General features: G+C 54.0%; 17 protein-coding genes. 13 read left to right on the top strand and 4 right to left on the bottom strand.

Features of this window, described 5'->3' with window-relative positions; genetic code table 11:
• Positions 1 to 173: 173 nt before the first annotated feature.
• Complete coding sequence (uxaC, locus tag ACS5NO_RS15930; RefSeq protein ID WP_439416085.1) at positions 174 to 1,586, top strand: glucuronate isomerase; 1,413 nt, start codon at positions 174 to 176, stop codon at positions 1,584 to 1,586.
• Positions 1,587 to 1,694: 108 nt separating this feature from the next.
• On the opposite strand, the gene ACS5NO_RS15925 is transcribed toward uxaC, so the two are convergent.
• On the bottom strand, positions 1,695 to 2,987 hold the full coding sequence (locus ACS5NO_RS15925) for a metal-dependent hydrolase family protein (RefSeq protein WP_439416084.1): 1,293 nt from the start codon (positions 2,985 to 2,987) through the stop codon (positions 1,695 to 1,697).
• A gap of 93 nt (positions 2,988 to 3,080) precedes the next feature.
• Complete coding sequence (locus ACS5NO_RS15920) at positions 3,081 to 3,536, bottom strand: DUF4920 domain-containing protein (RefSeq protein ID WP_439416083.1); 456 nt, start codon at positions 3,534 to 3,536, stop codon at positions 3,081 to 3,083.
• Positions 3,537 to 3,806: 270 nt separating this feature from the next.
• Here ACS5NO_RS15920 and ACS5NO_RS15915 point away from each other — a divergent pair, with 270 nt between their 5' ends.
• On the top strand, positions 3,807 to 4,340 hold the full coding sequence (locus ACS5NO_RS15915) for a YfiT family bacillithiol transferase (protein ID WP_439416082.1): 534 nt from the start codon (positions 3,807 to 3,809) through the stop codon (positions 4,338 to 4,340).
• A 206-nt stretch (positions 4,341 to 4,546) separates the two neighbouring features.
• Here the strand turns inward: ACS5NO_RS15915 and ACS5NO_RS15910 are convergent, their stop codons facing one another.
• Positions 4,547 to 5,920, bottom strand: coding sequence for a Gfo/Idh/MocA family protein (locus ACS5NO_RS15910; protein WP_439416081.1), 1,374 nt, complete (start codon positions 5,918 to 5,920; stop codon positions 4,547 to 4,549).
• A 177-nt stretch (positions 5,921 to 6,097) separates the two neighbouring features.
• On the opposite strand from ACS5NO_RS15910, the gene ACS5NO_RS15905 reads away from it, so the two are divergent.
• Complete coding sequence (locus tag ACS5NO_RS15905; protein ID WP_439416080.1) at positions 6,098 to 6,892, top strand: 3-keto-disaccharide hydrolase; 795 nt, start codon at positions 6,098 to 6,100, stop codon at positions 6,890 to 6,892.
• Between the two features lie 125 nt (positions 6,893 to 7,017).
• Here ACS5NO_RS15905 and ACS5NO_RS15900 read toward each other — a convergent pair whose 3' ends face one another.
• Entirely contained in the window at positions 7,018 to 7,713 is a 696-nt protein-coding gene (locus ACS5NO_RS15900) for a FadR/GntR family transcriptional regulator (RefSeq protein WP_439416079.1), read from the bottom strand.
• A 198-nt stretch (positions 7,714 to 7,911) separates the two neighbouring features.
• Between ACS5NO_RS15900 and ACS5NO_RS15895 the strand changes: the two genes are divergently transcribed.
• The 10 genes from ACS5NO_RS15895 to ACS5NO_RS15850 all read left to right on the top strand — a co-directional run bounded on the left by ACS5NO_RS15895 (position 7,912) and on the right by ACS5NO_RS15850 (position 22,060).
• Complete coding sequence (locus ACS5NO_RS15895; RefSeq protein ID WP_439416078.1) at positions 7,912 to 11,100, top strand: SusC/RagA family TonB-linked outer membrane protein; 3,189 nt, start codon at positions 7,912 to 7,914, stop codon at positions 11,098 to 11,100.
• A gap of 13 nt (positions 11,101 to 11,113) precedes the next feature.
• Entirely contained in the window at positions 11,114 to 12,586 is a 1,473-nt protein-coding gene (locus ACS5NO_RS15890; protein WP_439416077.1) for a RagB/SusD family nutrient uptake outer membrane protein, read from the top strand.
• Positions 12,587 to 12,705: 119 nt separating this feature from the next.
• Positions 12,706 to 13,617, top strand: coding sequence for a dihydrodipicolinate synthase family protein (locus tag ACS5NO_RS15885; RefSeq protein ID WP_439416076.1), 912 nt, complete (start codon positions 12,706 to 12,708; stop codon positions 13,615 to 13,617).
• 151 nt (positions 13,618 to 13,768) lie between these two features.
• Positions 13,769 to 15,364: a sialidase family protein gene (locus ACS5NO_RS15880; protein WP_439416075.1), complete on the top strand. Its 1,596-nt coding sequence runs from the start codon at positions 13,769 to 13,771 to the stop codon at positions 15,362 to 15,364.
• 30 nt (positions 15,365 to 15,394) lie between these two features.
• A complete protein-coding gene (locus ACS5NO_RS15875) occupies positions 15,395 to 16,525 on the top strand; it encodes a sialidase family protein (protein WP_439416074.1) in 1,131 nt (376 codons plus the stop codon).
• 33 nt (positions 16,526 to 16,558) lie between these two features.
• Positions 16,559 to 18,361, top strand: a complete 1,803-nt coding sequence (locus tag ACS5NO_RS15870) for an exo-alpha-sialidase (protein WP_439416073.1) — start codon at positions 16,559 to 16,561, stop codon at positions 18,359 to 18,361.
• A gap of 43 nt (positions 18,362 to 18,404) precedes the next feature.
• Entirely contained in the window at positions 18,405 to 19,520 is a 1,116-nt protein-coding gene (locus tag ACS5NO_RS15865; RefSeq protein WP_439416072.1) for a sialidase family protein, read from the top strand.
• A 12-nt stretch (positions 19,521 to 19,532) separates the two neighbouring features.
• Positions 19,533 to 20,330, top strand: a complete 798-nt coding sequence (locus tag ACS5NO_RS15860; RefSeq protein WP_439416071.1) for an SGNH/GDSL hydrolase family protein — start codon at positions 19,533 to 19,535, stop codon at positions 20,328 to 20,330.
• 1 nt (position 20,331) lies between these two features.
• Positions 20,332 to 21,255: a succinylglutamate desuccinylase/aspartoacylase family protein gene (locus tag ACS5NO_RS15855; RefSeq protein ID WP_439416070.1), complete on the top strand. Its 924-nt coding sequence runs from the start codon at positions 20,332 to 20,334 to the stop codon at positions 21,253 to 21,255.
• Entirely contained in the window at positions 21,245 to 22,060 is an 816-nt protein-coding gene (locus tag ACS5NO_RS15850; protein WP_439416069.1) for an SDR family NAD(P)-dependent oxidoreductase, read from the top strand. The genes ACS5NO_RS15855 and ACS5NO_RS15850 overlap by 11 nt, the downstream gene beginning before the upstream one ends.
• The last annotated feature ends 2 nt before the right edge of the window (positions 22,061 to 22,062 follow it).

The following is a 22,062-nucleotide window of genomic DNA, read 5'->3' as shown; positions in this document are numbered from 1 at the left end:
CAGTTTTCAGTTTACGGTGGCTGACGTGAGCCAAGAAGAAATGCGTCAGCCACCGTAAACTGAATACCGTAAACTGAAAACCTTCCAGGCTGTTCGTTTGTACTTGATGCCCTGTTGACGGGTAAAAAGCCGACGCCTTAGTCTTTGTTGGGGGAACGCAACCCCGTACGACCATGCTGGTTGATCAACCCATCAAATCCTTTTTAGACGAAGATTTTCTTCTCCAGACCGATACCGCCCGGCGGCTCTACCACGACTACGCCAAGGCGATGCCCATCATCGATTACCACTGTCACCTGCCACCCGATCAGATTGCTGCCGATAAAACGTTCGAGAACCTGACGCAAATCTGGCTTTATGGCGACCACTACAAATGGCGGGCCATGCGCACCAATGGGGTAGCCGAAAAGTACTGCACCGGCGATGCGTCGGATTACGAAAAGTTTCAGAAATGGGCAGAAACCGTGCCGTACACGATGCGGAATCCGCTGTACCACTGGACGCACATGGAGCTGAAAAACCCGTTTGGCGTCGAAACGGTTTTGAATGGTACCACCGCCCGCGAGGTGTATGACCGCTGTACGGAACAACTCCCCGGCATGTCGACCCGCACACTGCTGCGGCATTTCAACGTGAAAACCGTCTGCACCACCGACGATCCGACGGATTCGCTGGAGTACCATAAAAAGATTGCCGCCGACGGTTTTGAGGTAAAAGTGTTGCCCACGTTCCGGCCCGACAAGGCGATGGCGATCGACGACGTAGCGGTTTTTCAGGCGTATGTAACGCGAGTAGGAGCGGTTTGCAACCAGGAAATTCGCTCGCTCGACACGTTTATGGAGTGCCTGAAACAACGGCATGACTACTTTGCCCAGGCGGGTTGTCGCCTTTCCGACCACGGTCTGGAACTGATTTATGCCGAGCCATATACAGAATCGGGCGTGCGCAGCGTGTTTGAGAAATTGCTGTCGAACGTTGCATTGAGTGAAACCGAGAACCGGCAATTCAAGTCATATATGCTCGACCGGTTTGCGGAATGGGACTGGGAAAAGGGCTGGACGCAACAATTCCACCTGGGTGCGTTGCGGAACAACAACAAACGCGCGTTGCGGACCCTCGGCCCCGATACGGGTTGGGACAGCATCGGCGATTTCCGTCAGGCGAGTCCGCTGGCCCGGTTTTTAGGGGGCCTGGATGACCGCGATCAACTGGCGAAAACCATTCTGTATAACCTCAATTCCGGCGATAACGAAGTGATGGCCACGATGATCGGTAATTTCAACGATGGATCGATGCCGGGTAAAATTCAGTTCGGCTCGGGCTGGTGGTTTCAGGACCAGAAGGAGGGAATGCAGAAGCAGATCAACGCGCTGTCGAACATGGGACTGCTGAGCCGGTTTGTCGGAATGCTGACCGATTCGCGCAGTTTTCTGTCGTATCCGCGCCACGAATATTTCCGCCGGATTCTCTGCAATATCTTCGGCAACGACGTTGAAAACGGCGAACTGCCCAACGACATCGACTGGATCGGCAAACTGGTGCAGGATATTTGCTACAACAATGCGAAGGAGTATTTCAAGTTTTAAAAGAGGGGAATGCTAAATGTAAAATGATGAATGTTAAATGTAAAAGTGTTTCAACTCCATGCACTTTTACATTTAACATTCATCATTTTACATTTAGCATTCCTCATTTCACTGTTTATACACTTTCCCTTCTTTCATCACAAACCGTACCTGTTGCAGGGTTTTGATGTTCTGGACAGGGTTTTCGTCGACGGCAATCAGGTCGGCGAGTTTGCCGGTTTCGACCGAGCCAATCTGCGTTTTCATCCCCAGCAACTCGGCATTGACCATCGTTGCTGATTTGATCGCTTCCAGGGGTGGCATTCCGGCTTCGACCATGTACTCAAATTCCTTCGCATTATAGCCGTGAACGAAAACGCCGGCATCCGTACCGAACGCGATTTTGACCCCGGCCTTGTACGCTTTGGCGAAAGTAGCCTGAATCAGTGGGCCGATGGCGAGGGCTTTGCGCGTAACAAAAGGCGTATAATACCCGAATATTTTGGCCGAATCGGAGGTCACTTTCCCAGCAATGATGGTGGGGACGTAATAGGTACCGTGCTTTTTGAATAACTCGATGGCTTCATCGTCCATCATTGTGCCGTGTTCGATGGTGTTCACCCCCGCGCGGATGGCCCGCTTCATGCCTTCGGCGCCGTGGGCGTGGGCGGCAACGGCAAAACCGTAATCTTTGGCGGCTTCCACCACCGCCCGTACTTCTTCTTCCGTAAACTGCGGCCCCGAACCGTCTTTGGCGTTGCTCAGCACCCCACCGGTGGCCGTGATTTTGATCAGGTCAGAACCGTCTTTGTAGCGTTGCCGAACGGCTTTGCGGGCTTCTTCGGGGCTGTTGATGACGCCTTCCAGCGGACCCGGATCACCCATCAAATCCTTGCGGTAGCCGTTGGTCGGGTCGGCATGACCACCGGTGGTGGCGATGGTTTTACCCGCCGTGAAAATGCGGGGACCGTCGACCAGCCCCCGGTTGATGGCATTGCGCAAGGCCACGTTGACGCCACTGCCGCCCAGATCCCGCACCGTCGTAAAACCGGCCAGCAAGGTCGTTTGGGCGTATTTGGCAGACTGAAAAGCCACATCCGGCACGTTCATCGTAAACCGGTCGAGGGTGCCGCCCCGGCGGGTTTCGCCTTCGAGGTGGACGTGCATGTCGATCAGGCCGGGCAACACGGTTTTGCTTTTCAGGTCGATTACCCGGTCCGAAGCCGCCGGTTTGGAATAACCTTTCTGAATAGCGGTAATTTTCGTGCCTTCCACGACCACGGTCATTTCGCGCTGGAGTTCGTTGCGAACGCCGTCAAGCAGGTTGCCGCAGTGAATCAGGGTGCGTTGCTGGGCCAGCGTTAGCAGGGGCGACGTCAGGAATAAGAAAAGAATTACGGCGGAAAAGTAGTTTTTTTTCATGCAGTTGGATTTTAAAAAGCAAAAAAGCCGCAGAGGTTGCGGCTTTCAAGATACACATTTATCGAACGCCCGAAGGCGGTTTAATCGGGCTTTTTATTTCTTCACGATCACCCCATCGGCCACAAACGTGATGGCTTTTTCGGGCTCGGTGATTTTGGCAATTTCTTCCTTGCTTTTCCCGGCATCTTCGGCGTAATGGCGCAACTCGGCGACGGAAGTGGTTTTGGTTTCGGCGGTGCCTTCAAAAACGACGCTTTTGCCAACAATGTCTTTCGGAACAAAGAAACCGTAGTCGCGGAACCGCACCAGCATGGCCTGGCCGTCGGCGGCTTTCACCCGCATCCAGCAGCCTTTCACCTGACAGACCGATTCGACGGTGCCTTCCACTTTGGTGTCCAGTTTCGTCTTGTCGCCCATTTTGGCGGGCAGCTCGGTGGTTGGCGTCGCGTGGTCGGCGGTTATTTTTTTGCCGTGGTAGCTCACATTGTCCTGCGCGACGGCGCTGAGCGAGATTCCGAGGGCGAGGGTCAGGATGGCTAATGTTTTCATAGTCTGTCTGATGCGGTCTTGACGTGATGGAATACAAAAATAGTAAAAAGCGTTTGTTATTCTAACCCGACTATGAACAGAATACGCTTTTCTATACCAGCTTGTTTTGCATTTCAATAGGGCAAATCTGAGTGCAAAAGAGTCCTTTCGTGCAAACCGGTCCGTTCCATGCCATTTATTTCAATGGAATGCCTGTCGATCAACAGGCATTCCATCTTTTTTTAGAACTTGCCGGTTCAACGGATACAAAACCACAGCTTTTGAACCACCATGGAAAACCGGAAATACCCCATCGGCCCGCTTACGACGCAGGAAAGCTACGCACCGGCGGAATTGCAGCACTTGATTGCCATCGTTGAAGCCATGCCCGCTCGCTACCGGGAGTTGGTCGAAAACCTGTCGCCGGAGGAGCTGGCGAAGACCTACCGCGAGGGGAGTTGGAGCGTTCAGCAATTGATTCACCACGTCAGCGACATTCAACTGCTGCATTTTTTGCGGATGAAAAAAGCCCTCACCGAGCCTGATTACGAGGTCGTCACCCTGATTAATATGGATGCCTGGGTAGCCACACCGGATTCGCTGACCGCGCCGATTGAAGATTCGCTGGTTTCGTTTGATGGCATCACGCGCCGGTATGTATACCTGCTGAAATCGCTGACGGATGAGCAGTTGGCAATCAAATACTTCCATCCGGTTCGCAAACTCTGGTTCAGTCAGGCGCAGGCCATCGCCATGTCGGCCTGGCACACGCAGCACCATCTGGCGCACATCAAACTGGCGTTAGCGGGAGAAGCGATAATATGATTCATCCCTACGGGATTGGTTGCATTCGTCAACGGGTTGAAACCTGCTACAATACGATTCATTCCTACGGAATTACCTTAGGCAATCAATCCCGTAGGGACGATTCATTTTGTAGGAACCAGGACCACTTCTACGGAAAATGAATCCCGTAGGGATGAATCATGTTGTCGCCCCCGGTTTTAACCGGGGGCGCATTGCCTGGCCCTTTACAACCCGGCAATACGCCAGCCGTCGCGGTAAATTCGGCTCAGGTAGCGCTCGGCGTCGGGATTGTTCGGAAATTTCATTCGGGCAGCGTCCCATTCCAGCAGTTTGCCCGGCACCCGAATCGCTACGGTACCCAATAAAATAGCCTCGGTCATTGGCCCGGATTGGGCAAAATGGGATTCGGTTTTCGGGCCACCCAGACAAGCCTCCGCGAAGTGGTGGTAATGGTTGCGTTCTTCCAGCTCCGGCACTTTGTAATTCTTAAATTGATCGCCCGGCAGCAAAACCGGCATCTTGCCGTGCGGAATCAGCAGGGCACCTTTCGTGCCGATCAACATCGCCGACTCTGCCGGATAGTCGGTCTCCGAGAACAACGCCCGAATTTCTTTCGGTGGGTAAAACTCCCCGTCGAACCACTCGACCGGCAGGGTGCGGGAAGCGGTCATTTTGTTGCCCGGAAACGACCACGTAATGTGGTTGCCCTGCGGCCAGGTGTCACCCCGCCGGGCGGGTGAGTCTTCCCAGGATTTTTGCACTTCGGCAATCACCGACTTGGGCGGTTTCAGTCCCAGCCCTTTCCAAACGGCGTCGAAAATGTGGCAGCCGATGTCGCCCGACCAGCCGGTACCGAAATCCTGCCACGCCCGCCATTTGGTCGGGTGGTAGATGTCCGGCGAAAAAGGGCGCATCGGGGCCGTGCCCACCCAGAGGTCCCAGTTTAGGGTCGAGGGGGCTTCCTGGGGTTCGGCCGGGCGCGGACCAATGAGCCGGTAATGTTCAACGGCACCGGGGCGGTTGGAGCAGAGATAGGCGTGTTTTACCTTGCCGATGGCGCCTTCTTTGATCCACTGAACGGCGGTGCGGTCGCCTTTGCCCGCGGCTATCTGGGTGCCGAGCTGGGTCACGACACCGGCCTTAACGGCGGCTTCGGTCAGCACCCGCACCTCGGCCACATCGTGGCACATCGGTTTCTGGCAATACACGTGTTTGCCGTTCCGGATGGCCTGAATGGCAATGGCAAAGTGATTATGATCCGGTACGGTTACGTTGACTGAGTCGATTTTATCGCCCTCTTTTTCAAGGAGTTCGCGCCAGTCGGTATACGTCCGGGCCTGCGGATAAGCATCGGAAGCCTTTTTCAACCGGATCGCATCTACATCGCAGATTGCCACAATATTGACCCGCGGATGTTTGCCGAATTGGTTGAGGTCGCCCCAGCCCATGCCGCCCACACCGATGCAGGCATGGTTAAGTTTGTCGTTTGGAGCGATCTTTCTTTTGGAGGCCTGGAGCACCAGCGGAGGAGCCAGTGCGGTGGCCGCAGCCGCCAGCAGAAAATCCCGCCGAGACACGGTAAAAGCGTTATCTTTCATTTTCAAAGGGAGTAGGTTTAGAATTCAGTAAGCAAAATTGGCGGGTCAACTACTCCATTCCGGCGCGTTAACCCGATGTAAATTAATTGGATCATCGAAAATTTCCAATCGATAATTCACCGAATCCCGCTTATCTTTAACGGACCTTTACGGATCGATTCCAAACCCCTTTTTCTGATGAACTATTCTACTTTTCGCCTTTCGACGGTTGCTTCTAAATTTCTTTTTACTCTGGTAATTGCCTTGTATTCAATTGTTTCAGTTAAGGCTCAGGTGGGCGTCGGCACCAAAGCACCCAAAGGAGCAGAAATCCTGTTTGACGGGTCTCGCCAGATGCTCGATTCGAAGTGGATCTACTGGGAAGGCCCCCGGTTTGCCGCAACTCCGCCCATCAAGTGGACCATTGAAAAAGATCCGGATGGGAAAGGCACGGTTCTGAACACCAACGACCCCACGGCTGCGGGTGGCAAATACGGCACGGCCGACATCGTAACGAAACAGGCTTTCCGGGATTTCCGGCTGCATATCGAGTTTTATATTCTAAAACCGGGTGGCAACAGTGGCGTTTATCTGCAAAACCGCTACGAAATTCAGGTGCTCGACGGCGACACCACTTCGCACGGGATGGCGGCTGTGATCAACGAAACGCCGTCACCGTACCACGCTTACAACGGCGTCGGAAAATGGAATTCATACGACATCGTTTTTCGGGCAGCCCGGTTTAAGGATGGTAAGCGCACCGAAAAAGCCCGGCTGACGATGTATTTCAACGGCAAAAAAGTGCATACCAACCAGGAAATTAACCAAGTGTGGGGTGGACCCAATTCAGGCATCGACGGCGGGAATGACGGCGGCAAAGGCATCACCGATACGCCGGGTGGCCTGAAACTCCAGGCCGAAGGGCACGATGTCTATTACCGCAACATCTGGATCAAAGAACTGGATCTGAAAAAATCGGAAACGGATTTTTGAAGTAAGGAAGAGAATGTTAAATGTAAAATGATGAATGTTAAATGTAAAAGTGGTAGGCGCTCTTTGACTTTTACATTTAACATTCATCATTTAATATTTATAATTCTATTATCCCTCCCGCGCCTTCACTTCTTAATCGTATTATAATACACCTCAAGGTGTTTGTGCATCGCTTTCCGGAACGCTTCGGGGGTTCCGTCCTTGAGGATCCTGAACAGGTCGGCGTGGGAAACCGGGTCGATAAGCACGTAGTTGTCTTTCTGGTTGGTCATAGAAGCAAAAACGTGTTCAAAAACCGGGAATAGCAGGCTTTGAAACCGCTGGAACGTCTCATTGCCCGTCATATCATACAACTTGCCGTGAAATTCAATCTCGTCTTCTTTCGAGAGAACCGGCAGCGTCTTCTGCTTTTCGACAATCTGCTCCAGCTCGTCCAGATCCTTCTGCGTTTTTCGGGCAAATAAAAACTCGGCGATTCCCATTTCCAGAATCAGCCGCAATTCGAAAATATCCTTCTGGTTGCTCTGGCTGAGTATAAACGGATTCAACACTTTTTCGATCCCGGCCAGCAAATCGGGTTGCGACATGATCATGCCGCGCCGGGGCCGGGCTTCAATCATCCCCAGCATCCGAAGCCGACTCAGGGCTTCCCGAACCACATTCCGGCTGACATTCAGTTTCTGAGCAATTTCCAGTTCGTTCGGAAGCGCATCGCCGGGTTTAAAAGCATTCTCCGTAAAGTATTCACGCAGGATATTTTCAACACGATCGGTCATCGACAGACTCTCCAACGGTTCCAGCAACCCTAATTTACTATTCATGTTTCATTTTTTGGTGCAAATGTAATGCAATGCCCCGGTATTTTGGCACTTTTTGAAGTACTATATCTTTTTTGATACAATTTCATTGTAATTAAAATACGACTATTATATTTGTAGGACAAATGTAAAGATAGAATATAATTCGCTCAAAGATCCTGATTCCATTCCTTTCTTCTATGATTCTAATCATCTACTTCCATGAAGACACTGCCCCAAATCTATTGTAGAGTCCTCGTTCTCTGTTGTTGGCTGGTAATGGGATACGGTGCGAAAGCCCAGGCCCAATCGGTCAGAGGAACCGTTACATCGAGTGCCGACCAGGCCCCGCTTCCTTTTGTTACCGTGGTGGTGAAAGGCACCCAGATTGGGGTCACGACGGATGGGAACGGGAAATTCACGATCAATGCGTCCGGCGACAAAACGCTGGTCTTTAGCTACATCGGCTACCAGACCAAAGAGGTCGTTGTCGGCAACCAGACGGACGTGAGTGTGGTGCTGGAACCTGATCTGAAAACGCTGAATGAAGTGGTGGTAGTCGGCTACGGTTCCCAGTCCCGCGAAACCGTAACGACTTCGATTTCCAAGCTGGATAACAAGGTGTTGGAAAACATTCCGTATGCCAATGCCGCTTCGGCCTTGCAGGGAACCTTGCCGGGCGTGCGAGTGCAAACGACGACGGGCCAGCCCGGAGCGGCTCCGCGGGTCATCATCCGGGGCGGAACGTCGATCAACAATCCCGACGGTTCTTCGCCACTGTATATCATCGACGGTGTTATCCGGTCAGACATGAACGACATCAATGCCGACGACATCGAAACGCTGCAAGTCCTGAAAGATGCGTCATCTACCTCCATTTACGGGGCCAGAGGAGCCAACGGGGTGGTGATTATCACGACGAAAAAAGGCAAATCCGGCAAAATGCTGATCACCTTCCGGCAGAACACCACGTTTTCGCAACTGGCCAAACGCTACAACATGATGTCGGCCCGCGACTACGTATACTACGGTCGGTTAGGGGTGCTGAACTCGGCCAAGAAGATTCCGGAACGCATGAACGTGCTGACCCTCGCCAACAGTTTCGGCACCGGAAACGATCTGTCCAACCGCACCTATTCGACGGTTCAGTACCTCACCCCCCAGAATCAATACAAACTGGGCGAAGGCTGGGAAAGCATTGCCGACCCCGCCGATCCGACCAAAACCCTGATTTTCAAGAATACCGACTGGCAGGATGTATTGTTTCAAACCGGTATTTCCCAAAACTATTATCTGGGCGCCATGGGCGGCACTGACAAGGGGAGTTATAACCTGGGTGTCGGCTACCTCAAATCACAGGGCATTGCCATCAATACGGATTTTCGGCGGTTTACCTTTGATTTCAGCGGAGACCTGAAGATTCGGGAAAAGCTGAAAGTCAATGCGTTTACCAACTTTACCAATTCGGGCAACAACCAGGTCTTTAACGATAACCAGATTTTTCAGCGCGCGCTGGCCCTGCCGCCCACAGCCAAACTGTATTTTGAAGACGGCACCATGTCGCCCGGTTTTAACCGATCCATTGGCAATCCGCTGTATCAGTTGAACCGCTATGCGACCGATAACCACCTCTACCGGCTGACCCTCGGTGGCGGTTTGACCTGGAACATCCTACCGGGGCTGACGTTTGAGCCTTCTACCTCCCTTTACGTCATTGAAACCAATAATAACTCCTTTCAAAAATCGTATCTGAACGGCCCGCTGGCCTTCATCGATTCGCGGGTAGCCACCGGAGCCCGCTCGACGCACTGGCAGCAGCAGGTCGATGCCATTCTGAATTATACCAAAAGCTTCAATCAGCACGGGCTGGATTTTATGCTCGGTAGTTCGTATTTCGACCGGAAAATATCGGCTTTGTCGGCAACGGGTCAGGGCGCTTCCACGGATATTATTCCGACCTTGAACGCTTCGGCCACCCCAACCGCCGTCAGCAGTTCGATCACGCAGCAACGGATTTTGAGCTTTTTCGGACGCGCCAACTACAATTTCGCCCAGAAGTATTTACTCTCGCTGAACGCCCGCTACGACGGGGCTTCTAATTTGGGGCAGAACAACAAGTGGGGCTTGTTTCCCGGAGCCTCGGTGGGCTGGAATATTCACAACGAGTCATTCTGGAAAGAAGCCGGGCTGGCGCGGGTGGTGAACACGCTGAAACTGCGATCCAGCTACGGCGTAAACGGAAATCTCGGGCAACTGGGTGATTTTCAGGCGCAGGGAACCTACAGCGTGGGGTCACGGTATGACGGCACGGCGGCCATTCAGAATACCGTCATTCCGAACTCGAACCTCAAGTGGGAACAGACCCAGACGTATGACGTCGGGATGGACATTGGCTTGTTCAACGGGCGGGTGAATCTATTGGTGGACTACTTCCGGAAACGCACCGACAACCTGCTCACCAACCTGGAATTGCCGCTGGAAACCGGTTTTCAATCCATTCTAACCAACTACGGCAGTCTGCAAAATCAGGGCATTGAAGTGGAAGTGGCGGGAACGATCATCCGTTCGGAGTCGGGTTTTAACTGGAACGCCAGCTTCAACATTGCCACCAACCAGCAGAAAATTCTGAAATTGCCCGACAACGGAAACGACCGGAACCGGGTCGGCGGAGTGCTGGTCTATGACCCCGAAACGGGCAAAAACGAATGGCGCGGAGGGCTTCAGGAAGGGGGCCGGATCGGTGATTACTACGCCTACAAACAGCTTGGAATTTTTGCCACCGACGAAGAAGCGGCTGCAGCCCCGCGCGATATTATTGTGCCACTGGCCAGCAAAACGAAGTTCGGGGGCGATGTCAACTGGCTCGATGTGGACGGCAACGGTGAAATCAACTCGTTCGACCGCGTCTACCTCGGCAATATATATCCGACGGTGACGGGCGGTTTTACCACCTCGCTGGCGTACCGGAATTTCAGCCTGACGGCCCGCGCCGATTTCACACTGGGGCACACCATCTACAACTACACCCGGGCGTTGTACAACGGTCAGTTTGTGGGCGAAAACAATGCCTCCACCGACATCCTGCGCTCGTGGCAAAAACCGGGCGATCAGACCGACATTGCCCGGTATTACTACGCCGATCAGCAGGTGCAGAGCAACCTCTTCCGGCAGAATTCCTACTATTTCGAGAAAGGCAATTTTCTGGCCATCCGGGAAATTTCGCTGGGCTACAGCCTGCCATCCGGTCTGACATCGAAGCTCGGCCTGAGCAACCTGCGGCTGAATGTGACGGCCAACAACCTGAAGTATTTTACGAAATATTCCGGACTCAATCCCGAGGAAGGGGGGCAGGACAACGGTCGGTATCCGGTTCCTAGAAATTTCATCGTAGGTCTGAACGTGTCATTCTAATCAAGAAACGATCATGAAAAACAACCTCATCGCCCTGTTGTTCATTTCTTTGTTGTGTTCCTGTGACAAAGAACTGGATGTTCAACCCGAAAGCCAGATCACGGCGGCCTCCTACTGGAAAACGCAGGAAGACGTAACGGGTGCCAAAAGTGGGATGTACGCCCGTTTCCGGGCCTTCACCAATTTTAACCTCTACTACCTCGGCGAGTCCCGCAGCGAAATCATGGGAACCGGTATCCTGAATGCTGATTTCCGGATCCCCTATTTTCAAAACCGCCTGCATAAAATTACCGCGCCCGGCCCCGACTGGGGGACGATTTACACGGTGATCCACGACATTAACCTGATTCTGAAATACACACCAGCCATCGCGTTTACATCAGAAAGTGCCAAAAACACCATTCTGGCGGAAGCGTATACCATGCGGGCGTATCTCTATTTCGTGCTGGTGCGTACCTGGGGCGGAACACCACTGCTGCTGGAGCCAACGGAATCGTCGGACCCGGAAACGATCTACAAACCGCGGGCTTCGGAAGAGGAGATGTTTAAACTGATCACCGACGATCTGGCCAAAGCCCTGGAGCTTTTCCCCACCAATACCTACCCGACTCGGCGCGGAGCCTGGTCGAAACCGGCGGCCAATGCCCTGAAAGGGGATGTGTATCTCTGGATTGCCAAACGCAGGAACGGCGGAGAAGCGGCCCTCAATACCGCTCTGGCGGCTTTGCAGGAAGTTCAGAAAAGCGATGTCGCCCTGCTGCCGAATTTTGCGGACGTGTTCAGTTATACCAACAAAGGCAACAAGGAAATCGTGTTTGCGGTGCGCTACCAGGATCTGGAAGCCATCAACAACTACAGTGGCGATATGTACATCCGCGACAGCGACCTTCCACCGGGAACGGATGCCGCAACCCTCCAGAAAATTGGTCTGGGGGGCGGTATGAACTGGTGGGCACCCTCCGAAACCATGCGCAAACAGTTTACGACGGACGACAAACGCAAGGACAAATCGTTCGTGGAAATTTACGGCAAAGATGCCCAGGGGAAAGCAACCTTCTACACGTCGATCATGACCAAGTTCAGCGGTTTTATCGATGCGAATGGTCGGCGGTTTCTGGACGATGTCATCATTTACCGCTACGCCGACGTGTTGCTGATGATTGCCGAAGCCAAAAACGCGCTGGGGCAGGACCCGGCCACCGAAATCAATCTGATTCGGCAGCGGGCCTACGGTGATCAGTTTGAGAAACACCGGTTCGTGTCATCCACCAAAGCCGCCAACGACGACGCCATTCTCAAGGAACGCCTGTTCGAACTGGCTTTTGAAGGCAAACGCTGGTGGGATCTGGTTCGGTTCAACAAAGCGTTCGACCTCGTTCCCTCACTCGCCGACCGCAAAGGGCAAACCAACCTGCTGCTGTTCCCGCTCTCCGAAACCGTCATAAGCCGGAATTCTAAACTTGTCCAGAATCCGGGATATGAATAGCGGTTTACGGTTTACAGTATTCGGTTTACGGTGCGGTTCTCCGCCGGGACTGACGCGTAAACCGAATACCGTAAACTGAATACCGTAAACCATAAACCAAATTCAAGTACACAAACACCATGATGCATTCACCAATCGGTGGCCTGTGGCCAGCCTTGTTCACACCGGTCGATCAGAACGGCAACCCTGACTTTCAACAACTGGAAAAAATTGTAGAACTCTGTATCAAACAAAAACTGGACGGCCTGTATGTGCTGGGCTCCACCGGACAGGGATTTCTGTTTTCGGAAAAACAGCGGATGGACATCACCCAGGCCGTCATGGAAACCGTCAGCGGGGCCATGCCGGTGATTGCCCAGGTGGGCGCGCTGAACACGCGGGAGTCGATTCGGCTGGCGCAGGCCGCTCAGGAACAGGGCGTATACGGGATTTCGACCGTTGGCCCGATTTATTACCAGTCCGGTGTTCGCAATGCGCTGGAACACTATAAGGCCATTGGCTCGTCCATCGACATTCCTTTTTTTCCGTATCACATCGGTAACCACAGCGTGTTTGGGGGCGACGCCCGGCACTACATCGAGCAGATTCTGACCCTGCCCAACATTGCCGGTATGAAGCTCACCACCCAGAATCTGTACGAAGTGAGCCTGATTCATATTCTTTCGCAGGACAAGCTGATTCTGTTCAGCGGGGCCGACGAACTGTTCTGTCAGGCCACCCTGTGCGGCACCGTGGGCGCCATCGGAAGCTTTTTTAACCTCTGGGGAGAAGAGTGCAAATTTGTGCGGGAGGAATTTATTAAGGGAAATTTTGAACTGGGAAACCGCTTCATGCTGACCTTTCAGGAGATTATTCATGACGTGCTGCCCAACATCTGGTCGTTCTTCCACCAGGCCATGCTGCTCAAACACGACATCAACATCGGATTGCCCAACCCGCCTTTGGGCATGGGCAACGGTGAATGGAACGAAAAAGACGTGCTGGAGATCTGCGACCGGATTTCGGCGGTTAGTGGATTGGTTAGTAACTAGTTGAGAAAACCGCTAAACCTGCAAGGTCTTCAAGACGGGGTCGCCCAGACCTTACAGGTTTAATACCAGAAAAATGACCGCTTTCTTTTTAAATACATCCCTGAAACGGACACTCCAAATTGCGGTGTGTGGTCTCACGGTGTCTTTTGGGATGTCATTACAGGAAAGCTATGCGCAAGTTGCCGAAGCCTCTGCCGGGATGCGACTGCGTCCGGTGCCGAAGCGGGTAACCGATCTCTACGAACCGGTCTGGGTGGCTCCGGCACCGGGGAATGAAGCAACCCTGATCAGGCGGAAAAACGGCGGACTGACCATCTTTTACATCAACCGCCCCGGTGATGCCAACCAACTCCGGTCCATATCTTCGGCCGACGGTATTCACTGGGAGCCACCGGTGAAAGAGTTTGATTTGCCGGGGCAGGCATATTACGCCAACCGGGTGCTGGAAGACCCGCAGGGCGAACTGCACGGCATTTTCCATCTGTGGGGTACCGGTACCAACGGCTACCGGGGGCGGCATCTGGATGTGTGGTATGGCCGGACAACCGGCACTGGAAAGCCGTGGAGTCAGCCCCAGAAGATTTACGACGGCTATGTCGGTTCGATCCGGAGTTTCATCCGGCTCAGCACCGGACGCCTGTTGGTGTCTTTTGCCAAAGCGGTTTCCGAGCGGCAGGAAAAACCGGGAGCGGGGCAGGTTGATTACGGCTGGAACGACATCATTTCACTGTATTCGGACGACAACGGACAAACCTGGAAACCGTCGGCTAATCCGATCCGGGTCGAAATTGACAACACGATGCCGGTTCGGTACGGCGGTATTGAGCCGGATGTGGTGGAATTAACCGACGGGCGGTTGTGGATGCTGGTTCGGACCAACAAAGGACATTTGTATGAATCGTTTTCCGGTGATCAGGGCCAAACTTGGCAGGCGGCCCGGCCAACCCGGTTTATTTCGTCGGACTCCCCGGCCGAACTGCTCCGGCTGTCGGACCGCCGTCTGGTGCTGCTGTTGAATAGCAACCAGCGTTGGGATAATCCCCGGAGTTATGCCGCCGGAGGCCGGGAAATGCTGCATGCCGCCATCAGCCGCGATGAGGGCAAAACCTGGCAGGGCTTTCGGGAAGTGCTGACGATGCCTGCGGCCAAACCGGGTCGGGTTGAAAAAAACGACCGGGGCACCGCCTACGCATCGGCAGCGGAAACGGCGGAGGGCAAGGTGGCATTGGTGGCCGGACAGGGTGACGCCAAATCCGTGGTGTTGTTTGACCCCGATTGGCTCGAGCAAACCGAAGCCCGCGATGAGGGGAAAACGGCCCTGATTTCGACAACCGAACGCCCGGCCCTGGTCTGGAATTTTCCGGCGACCCGGCAGGGAACGCTGAAAGCCGACCTGGATCTACCGCCCGATGCGCAGGCGGTTTCACTGGCGCTAACCGACCATTTTTCGGTGCCGGACGACTCGCTGGCGGCTGACCATGCCGTAGCCGAATTCAAGATTAAATCCGCCGAACTGGCCAAAACCGGGCCGAAACCGTCCCGGATGACGGTGGAAATCCGGTGGAATTGCCAGAAACAAGAGGCTCTTTTAGTGATGAACAACCGAATCGTGGCCCGGACGAATTTTTGTCGCCAACCGGATTTTGGAATAAACTACCTGCGGATCAGCCTGCGCGACCAACGGGGAAAACCCGTCGGTGTGTCGCTTCACTCGGTCGCGATGACGGGCACAATAAAGACAAACTGACTATCCTAAACCTTAAACCACCTGCTTTGTATGAAAATAGCGCATCGATTAAAAGTAGCTAGCCTTCTGGCGCTGATGGCCAGCGGTTCTCTGCTCGCTCAGATCAATAAAGACGCCGGAAAAATCACCGCGTCGGGGTCCTGGATTGCGGAGCATGTTCAGGAAATTCCGGGCCTGAAAATGGGGCCGTTTGTGCGGCTGGCCGACGGCAGTATTCTAACCGTCGACAAAACCAAAAGCCTGATCAGCAAGGACGACGGGAAAACCTGGACGGAATACACGATCTTTAAAGACCCGGCGAAATTTGAAATCAGCGACGAACGGGCGTTGATCCGTACCAAACGGAATGTGATCATTCTGGCCTGTATGAACCTGAAAGAGCGGGCCAACTGGAACTGGCAGAAGGAAATCTCGGACTCGCCCGACGCCAAACTGCCGACCTACGCCGTCCGCAGCCTTGACGGCGGAAAAACCTGGCAGGACGCCCAGAAACTGCACGACGACTGGACCGGTGCCATTCGCGACATGATCGAAACCAAAGACGGCAGCATCGTTTTTACCTCCATGATGATGAGGCACAACCCCGGACGACATTCGGTGTTGACCTATTCGTCGAAGAACGACGGCAAAACCTGGACCCGCAGCACCATCATCGACTTGGGCGGAACCGGCCACCACGGGGGCGTCACGGAAGCCACGCTGGAACAGTTGAAAGACGGACGCCTGTGGCTGCTGCTGCGCACCAACTGGGGAACGTTCTGGGAAGCCTATTCCAAAGACGACGGCGTGACCTGGAACAGGTTCAACCCCACAAACATCAGCGCGAGTTCAGCACCTGGTCTGCTCAAACGGTTGCAGGATGGCAAGCTGGTGCTGGTCTGGAACCGCCGTTTCCCGGATGGCCAGGTGTCGTATAAGCTGAGCGGGGGCGACAGCCAATGGTCGGAAATTCCGGCCAGCAACCACCGCGATGAACTGTCGATTGCGTTTTCGGACGATGAAGGTAAAAGCTGGAGCAAACCGGTCGTTTTTGCTGAACGCGGAAAGCAGCCCCGGATTTCGTATCCGTACGTTTTCGAAGAAAAACCGGGCGTGCTCTGGATCACCGTCATGCAGGGCGAGTTGCGGGTGAAGCTGAACGAAAAAGACTTTCTAAGGTAGAAAGCGGCACGTAGCTCTTTAAACAGGTGATCTATGCGACTTTCGATACGATTTTTGCGAATAACGGTTTTCTGCTTTTTCCTTGGTTTTCCGGTTTTTGCCGAAAAACCGGTGGAAGGTGGTGATGGCAATTTGACCATTGTCGCTTTCGGCAACTCCATCACGGCCACCCGCAAAACCGTCAATCAGGTTTTTGCGCAGCGATTGCCCCACCTGCTGTCTCAGAAAGGCGTGAGTGCCACGGTCATCAATGCCGGAATTCCCGGTAGCCATACCGGTCGTCAGACGGATCATAACCTGTTCAAAATCAGACACGCCCGCGACCGGTTTGAGTCGGATGTGCTGGCGGTTCATCCCGATCTGGTAATCATCGGCTTTGGCATCAACGACGCCCACATCGACAGCGGAGGAGCCACGGGGCCGTCGCGGATTCCGCTGGAGAACTACCGGAAGAACCTGGCCTACATGATCGAATCGCTGCAAAAAAACGAAAGTCTAGTCATTCTGACGGTTCCGAATCTGCTGGGTAAAAAATACGCAGACTACCAGAACGAGCGGCTTTTGCAGTATGTCGAGGTGGTACGGAACTATTCCCGGAAATACCGGACGGGTCTGGTCGACAACTACAAAGCGTTTGTGGATTACCAAAACCGGACGGGTGTCAGCTTCGATTCGCTGATGCTCGACGGCGTTCACCCCAACGACCGGGGCCACGAACTGATTGCCGGGAACATGGTGGACGAAATCCTGCGGGTGACCAAACTCAACGGAAAGAACAAGGTCGGTGAGAAAAGCCTCGTGCTGCAACTCAATCCGGGAGCCGACAACCCGCGCAACAGCGAGGGCGATTTTGTGACGCTGAAAGACGGCCGGATTCTGTTCATTTACTCGCGTTTTGCCGGTAACTCCTCCAGCGATTTTGCTGCGGCCACGCTCGTAGGGCGGTATTCCAGCGACGGGGGCAAAACCTGGACGCCAGACGACCAACTCATCGTCAGCAATGAAGGCGGCATGAATGTGATGTCGGTTTCGCTACTGCGGTTGCAGGATGGCCGAATCGCCCTGTTTTACGCCCGGAAAAATTCCATGGACGATTGCATTCCGATGATGCGGATTTCGACCGACGAAGCCAAAACCTGGAGCGACGCCATTCCCTGCATCACCGACCGGAAAGGCTATTTTGTGTTGAACAACAACCGCGTGATTCAGTTGAAAACCGGTCGGCTCCTGATGCCGGTTGCCTTGCACGAAACACCACCGGGAGGCCGATTTAATGGAAAAGGCCGCTTATTTTCGTATTATTCCGACGATACCGGCAAAACCTGGAAGGTGAGTCAGGAGGTGGCCAATCCGGATGTGATTACCCTGCAGGAACCGGGGCTGGTTGCTTTGAAAGACCGGCTGATGATGATCATCCGGACGGATGCCGGGGTTCAGTATGCGGCCTATTCGACCGATCAGGGGCAGACCTGGAGTCCGTCGCAGCCGACCACCATTGCGTCGCCGGTTTCGCCGGCCACCATCGCCCGAATCCCGGCCACCGGCGATCTGCTGATGGTCTGGAACAACAACGGCAACCAGGAAGGCAACCCGATCAAAGGCCGACGGACGCCCCTGAACATCGCCGTTTCGAAAGACGAGGGCCAAACGTGGCAGCACGTCAAAACGCTGGAAGCTGACCCCGATGGCTGGTATTGTTACACGGCCATCCATTTCGTGGGGAAAAAGGAGGTTTTGCTGAGTTACTGCGCCGGAAACCGCCCCAAAGGCACAGGACTATCGGTCACCAACGTCACACGCCTGAACCTGGACTGGATTTATAATACGAAGAGGTAAGACAAGAGAAGTGAGACAAGAGACACGACTAATTACTAAACCCATGACCAAACCACTGTTAATCCTGTCATTCATATTACTGGCTTTTGGAGCCGCCCGGGCGCAGCCCGATACCGAATCCGTGGCCACGGTTGCTCTGGAATTGAACCCCGGCGACAACAACCCCCGCAACAGCGAAGGCGATTTCGTCACGCTGAAAGACGGTCGCATTCTGTTTGTCTATAGCCATTACACCGGCGGCAGCACCAGCGATCACGCCCCGGCCTATCTGGCGGGGCGGTTTTCGAAAGATGGCGGCAAAACCTGGACGCAACAGGATCAGCTCATTGTGGAAAAAGAAGGCGATATGAACGTGATGTCGGTTTCGTTGCTGCGGCTGAAAAATGGCAAAATTGCGCTGTTTTACCTCAAAAAGAACTCCGAGCAGGACTGCATTCCCCAGATGCGGATTTCGACCGACGAAGCCAAAACCTGGAGCAAACCCACGCCCTGCATTACGGACCAGCAAGGCTATTTTGTGTTGAACAACAACCGCGTGATCCAATTGAAAAATGGCCGTTTGCTCATGGCGGTGGCACTCCACCGGTCTCTCAACGGAAAATGGCAGAACAAAGCCACTTTGTACAGTTACTATTCGGATGACAACGGAGTCACCTGGAAATCATCCGGTGAAGCCGTCCCCAACACGACCGATATCATCACGCAGGAACCCGGTTTGATCGAATTGAAAAACGGCACGATTATGATGTTCATTCGCGCCAGTGGCGGGGTGCAGCAACTGGCGTATTCCAAAGACAAAGGCCAGACCTGGAGCCACATCGAGCCGAGCAATCTGAAATCGCCCCTGTCGCCAGCGTCCATCGCCCGCATTCCTTCGACCGGCGATCTGCTGGTGGTCTGGAACAACAACGACGGCAGCATTCCGGCCATCAAAGACAAGCGCACCCCGCTGTCGGTGTCCATTTCCAAAGATGACGGCAAAACCTGGCAACACGTCCGCAACATCGAAACCGATCCCGACGGCTGGTATTGCTACATCGCCATTCATTTTACCAAAAAAGAGGCTTTATTGGGGTACTGCGCGGGTAGCCAGAAAGCCAAAACCCATTTGTCGACCACCCGAATCAACCGGCTGAATCTGGCGGCCTTGTACCAATAAACCGGTTTTCGCATGAAAATAGAGTCGGACTTTTCCCGTCGGAAATTCATCAAAATGGCCGGACTGGGTGTGGTTCTGCCGACCGTTCTAGTGCCGGTTTTTCCCGGAATGGCGTCAGCGGAGGAGAAAAACCGGGCCACGGTTCCGGATTTGGAACGGATCAAAGGGCTGTTCGCACAAAAAGAGCCGAGTGTCTGGCTTTTCACCGGCGACAGCATCACGCACGGAGCCAAGCACACGCACGGTTTTCGCAGCTACCCCGAAATTTTCGCCGAACGGCTTCGCTGGGAGTTGAAAAGGGTGCGTGATCTGGTGGTCAATACCGGCATCAGCGGCAATGCCACCAGCAACATCCTGAGCGATTTCGACTGGCGGGTCGCGCAGTTCAAACCGGCGGTGGTGTCGCTGATGATCGGAACGAACGACTGTGCGCGGAAAGAAATCACGCCCGCCGTTTTTGAGCAAAATCTGATTAGCCTTGTGGAGAAAATCCGTGCGTTGAGCGCGATCCCGATTCTGCATACGCCGAATCCGATCATTATCCAAAAAGCCCCGGAACGTAAAACGCTGCCGGATTACATTTCGGTAATTCGAACCGTAGCAGAAACGAAACAGGTGATTCTGGTCGATAACTACCACCATTGGCAAACCACGACCGGCGTTGATGTAAACCGCGAATGGCTCAACGATCCGCTGCATCCGGGCGCGCGGGGCCATCAGGAAATCGCCCGCCAGTTGTTCAAAGCAGTAGCCATTTTTGACCCCAAAGAACCGACTTGTGGAGGGCCGTATTATGAAGGGGAACACTGAAATGATTGACTATCAACGAATAAATGGAGTCTTACCCGGCCCTCACGTCCTGCTGTCGGCGGGTGTTCACGGGGATGAATACGAACCAATGCTGGCGGCTCGTGAACTGATTGGGGCGTTGGAAGGGAGATTGGTGTCCGGCAGCGTGACGATTGTGCCGGTGGTAAACGCGTCGGCCTACGCGCTCGCCAGCCGCTGCGGGGAAGACGGGCTGGATCTGGCCCGGATTTGTCCGGGAAATGCCACCGGTTCGGTGTCGGAGCAAACCGCCGACCGCATTAGTGCGCTCATCCGGGAAGCGGATTATTATGTCGACATGCACACCGGTGGATTGGCGTACGACATTTATCCATTGGCCGGTTACATGCTTCATCTGTCGCCGGAGGTATTGGAAAAACAGCGAGAAATGGCGCTGGCGTATAACCTCCCCATCGTGTGGGGAACCGATCACTGCCCGAACGGACGCACCCTTTCCGTGGCGCGTGATGCCAACATTCCGGCCATTTACCTGGAATACGGCGGAGGAACCGGCTTCCGGGAGCCGGTCGTGACGGCCTATCAGGACGGTTTTCTCAATCTGCTGAAGCACTTGAAAATGATCGATGAACCTGCTCAAACCATGCCGATTACTGAACTGTACTGGGTGGAAGATGATCGGCCTGACAGTGGCTATCTACAGGCCAAGATGCCTTCGCCGGCTGACGGTATTTTTATCACTGCCGTAAAACCGGGTGATTTCATCCGGGCTGGGCAGCGTTGGGGCCGAATTGTTGACCCGGTTTCGGGCAACGCTACGGACGTAATCTCGGAAATCGCCGGGCTGGCTTTTCTCCTGCGAACGACGGTAAACGTGAAAAAGGGTGATGCGTTGGGCGGGGTTCTGCCCATCGAAAAGCCCGGTAAAATTGTGATTCATGAGAGATAAAAAAGTCGTGCTCATCACCGGAGCCGCCGGGGGAATCGGTCGGGCCACGGCCACGAAATTCGCCGAAGAAGGCTTTCGGCTGGTACTTTCGGATATTGCCGAAAAACCGCTAAATGCGTTAGGGCTTGAATTAAAAAGTGCATACGGTGCTGATTGCTTGGCAATTCCGGGCGATCTGGAACAGTCGTCCTATCTGCAAGAGCTGGTCAATCAGACTGTGGAATGGGGTGGGCAGATTGACGCGTTGGTGAATAATGCCGCCTGGCGAACGCTGGAAACGCTGCGGACCATGAACCTTGAAACCTGGGAAAAAACGCTCCGGGTTTGTCTGACGGCCCCGGTTTTTCTGACGAAAGGGGTCGCGAGTCAGATGGAAAAACAGGCCGATGGGGGCGTAGTGGTCAACGTTTCCAGCGTCATGGCGTCCCGGCCAGGGGGCTGCGGCCCGGCCTACATTGCGGCCAAAGGAGCACTGGAAAGCCTGACGGCGGAATTTGCCATTACCTATGGTCGGAACGGTATTCGGGTGGTGGGCGTTGCGCCGGGTTACATCGATACGGAACTCAGCAACGACTACGTTGATCCGGAAGGAGAAAACATCAGCGCCCGCTTGACCGCCGAACTCACCGATTTCATTCCGCTCGCGCGGGGTGGTCATTCCCGCGAAGTGGCCGAAGCGGTTTTCTGGCTGTGTTCCCCGCAGGCTTCCTACATCAGCGGCACTACCCTGACCATCGACGGCGGTTTTAAGCCCAATTTCAGTAATTATTCAGCCAAGAAAACCCAATTCCCCACCGAGTTTTGAAC

Source organism: Larkinella fluvii (assembly GCF_051857545.1).
In the GTDB taxonomy this organism is placed as follows: Bacteria; Bacteroidota; Bacteroidia; order Cytophagales; family Spirosomataceae; genus Larkinella.
The sequence above is the reverse complement of the archived record's forward strand: the minus strand, read 5'-3'. Positions and strand labels throughout refer to the sequence as shown.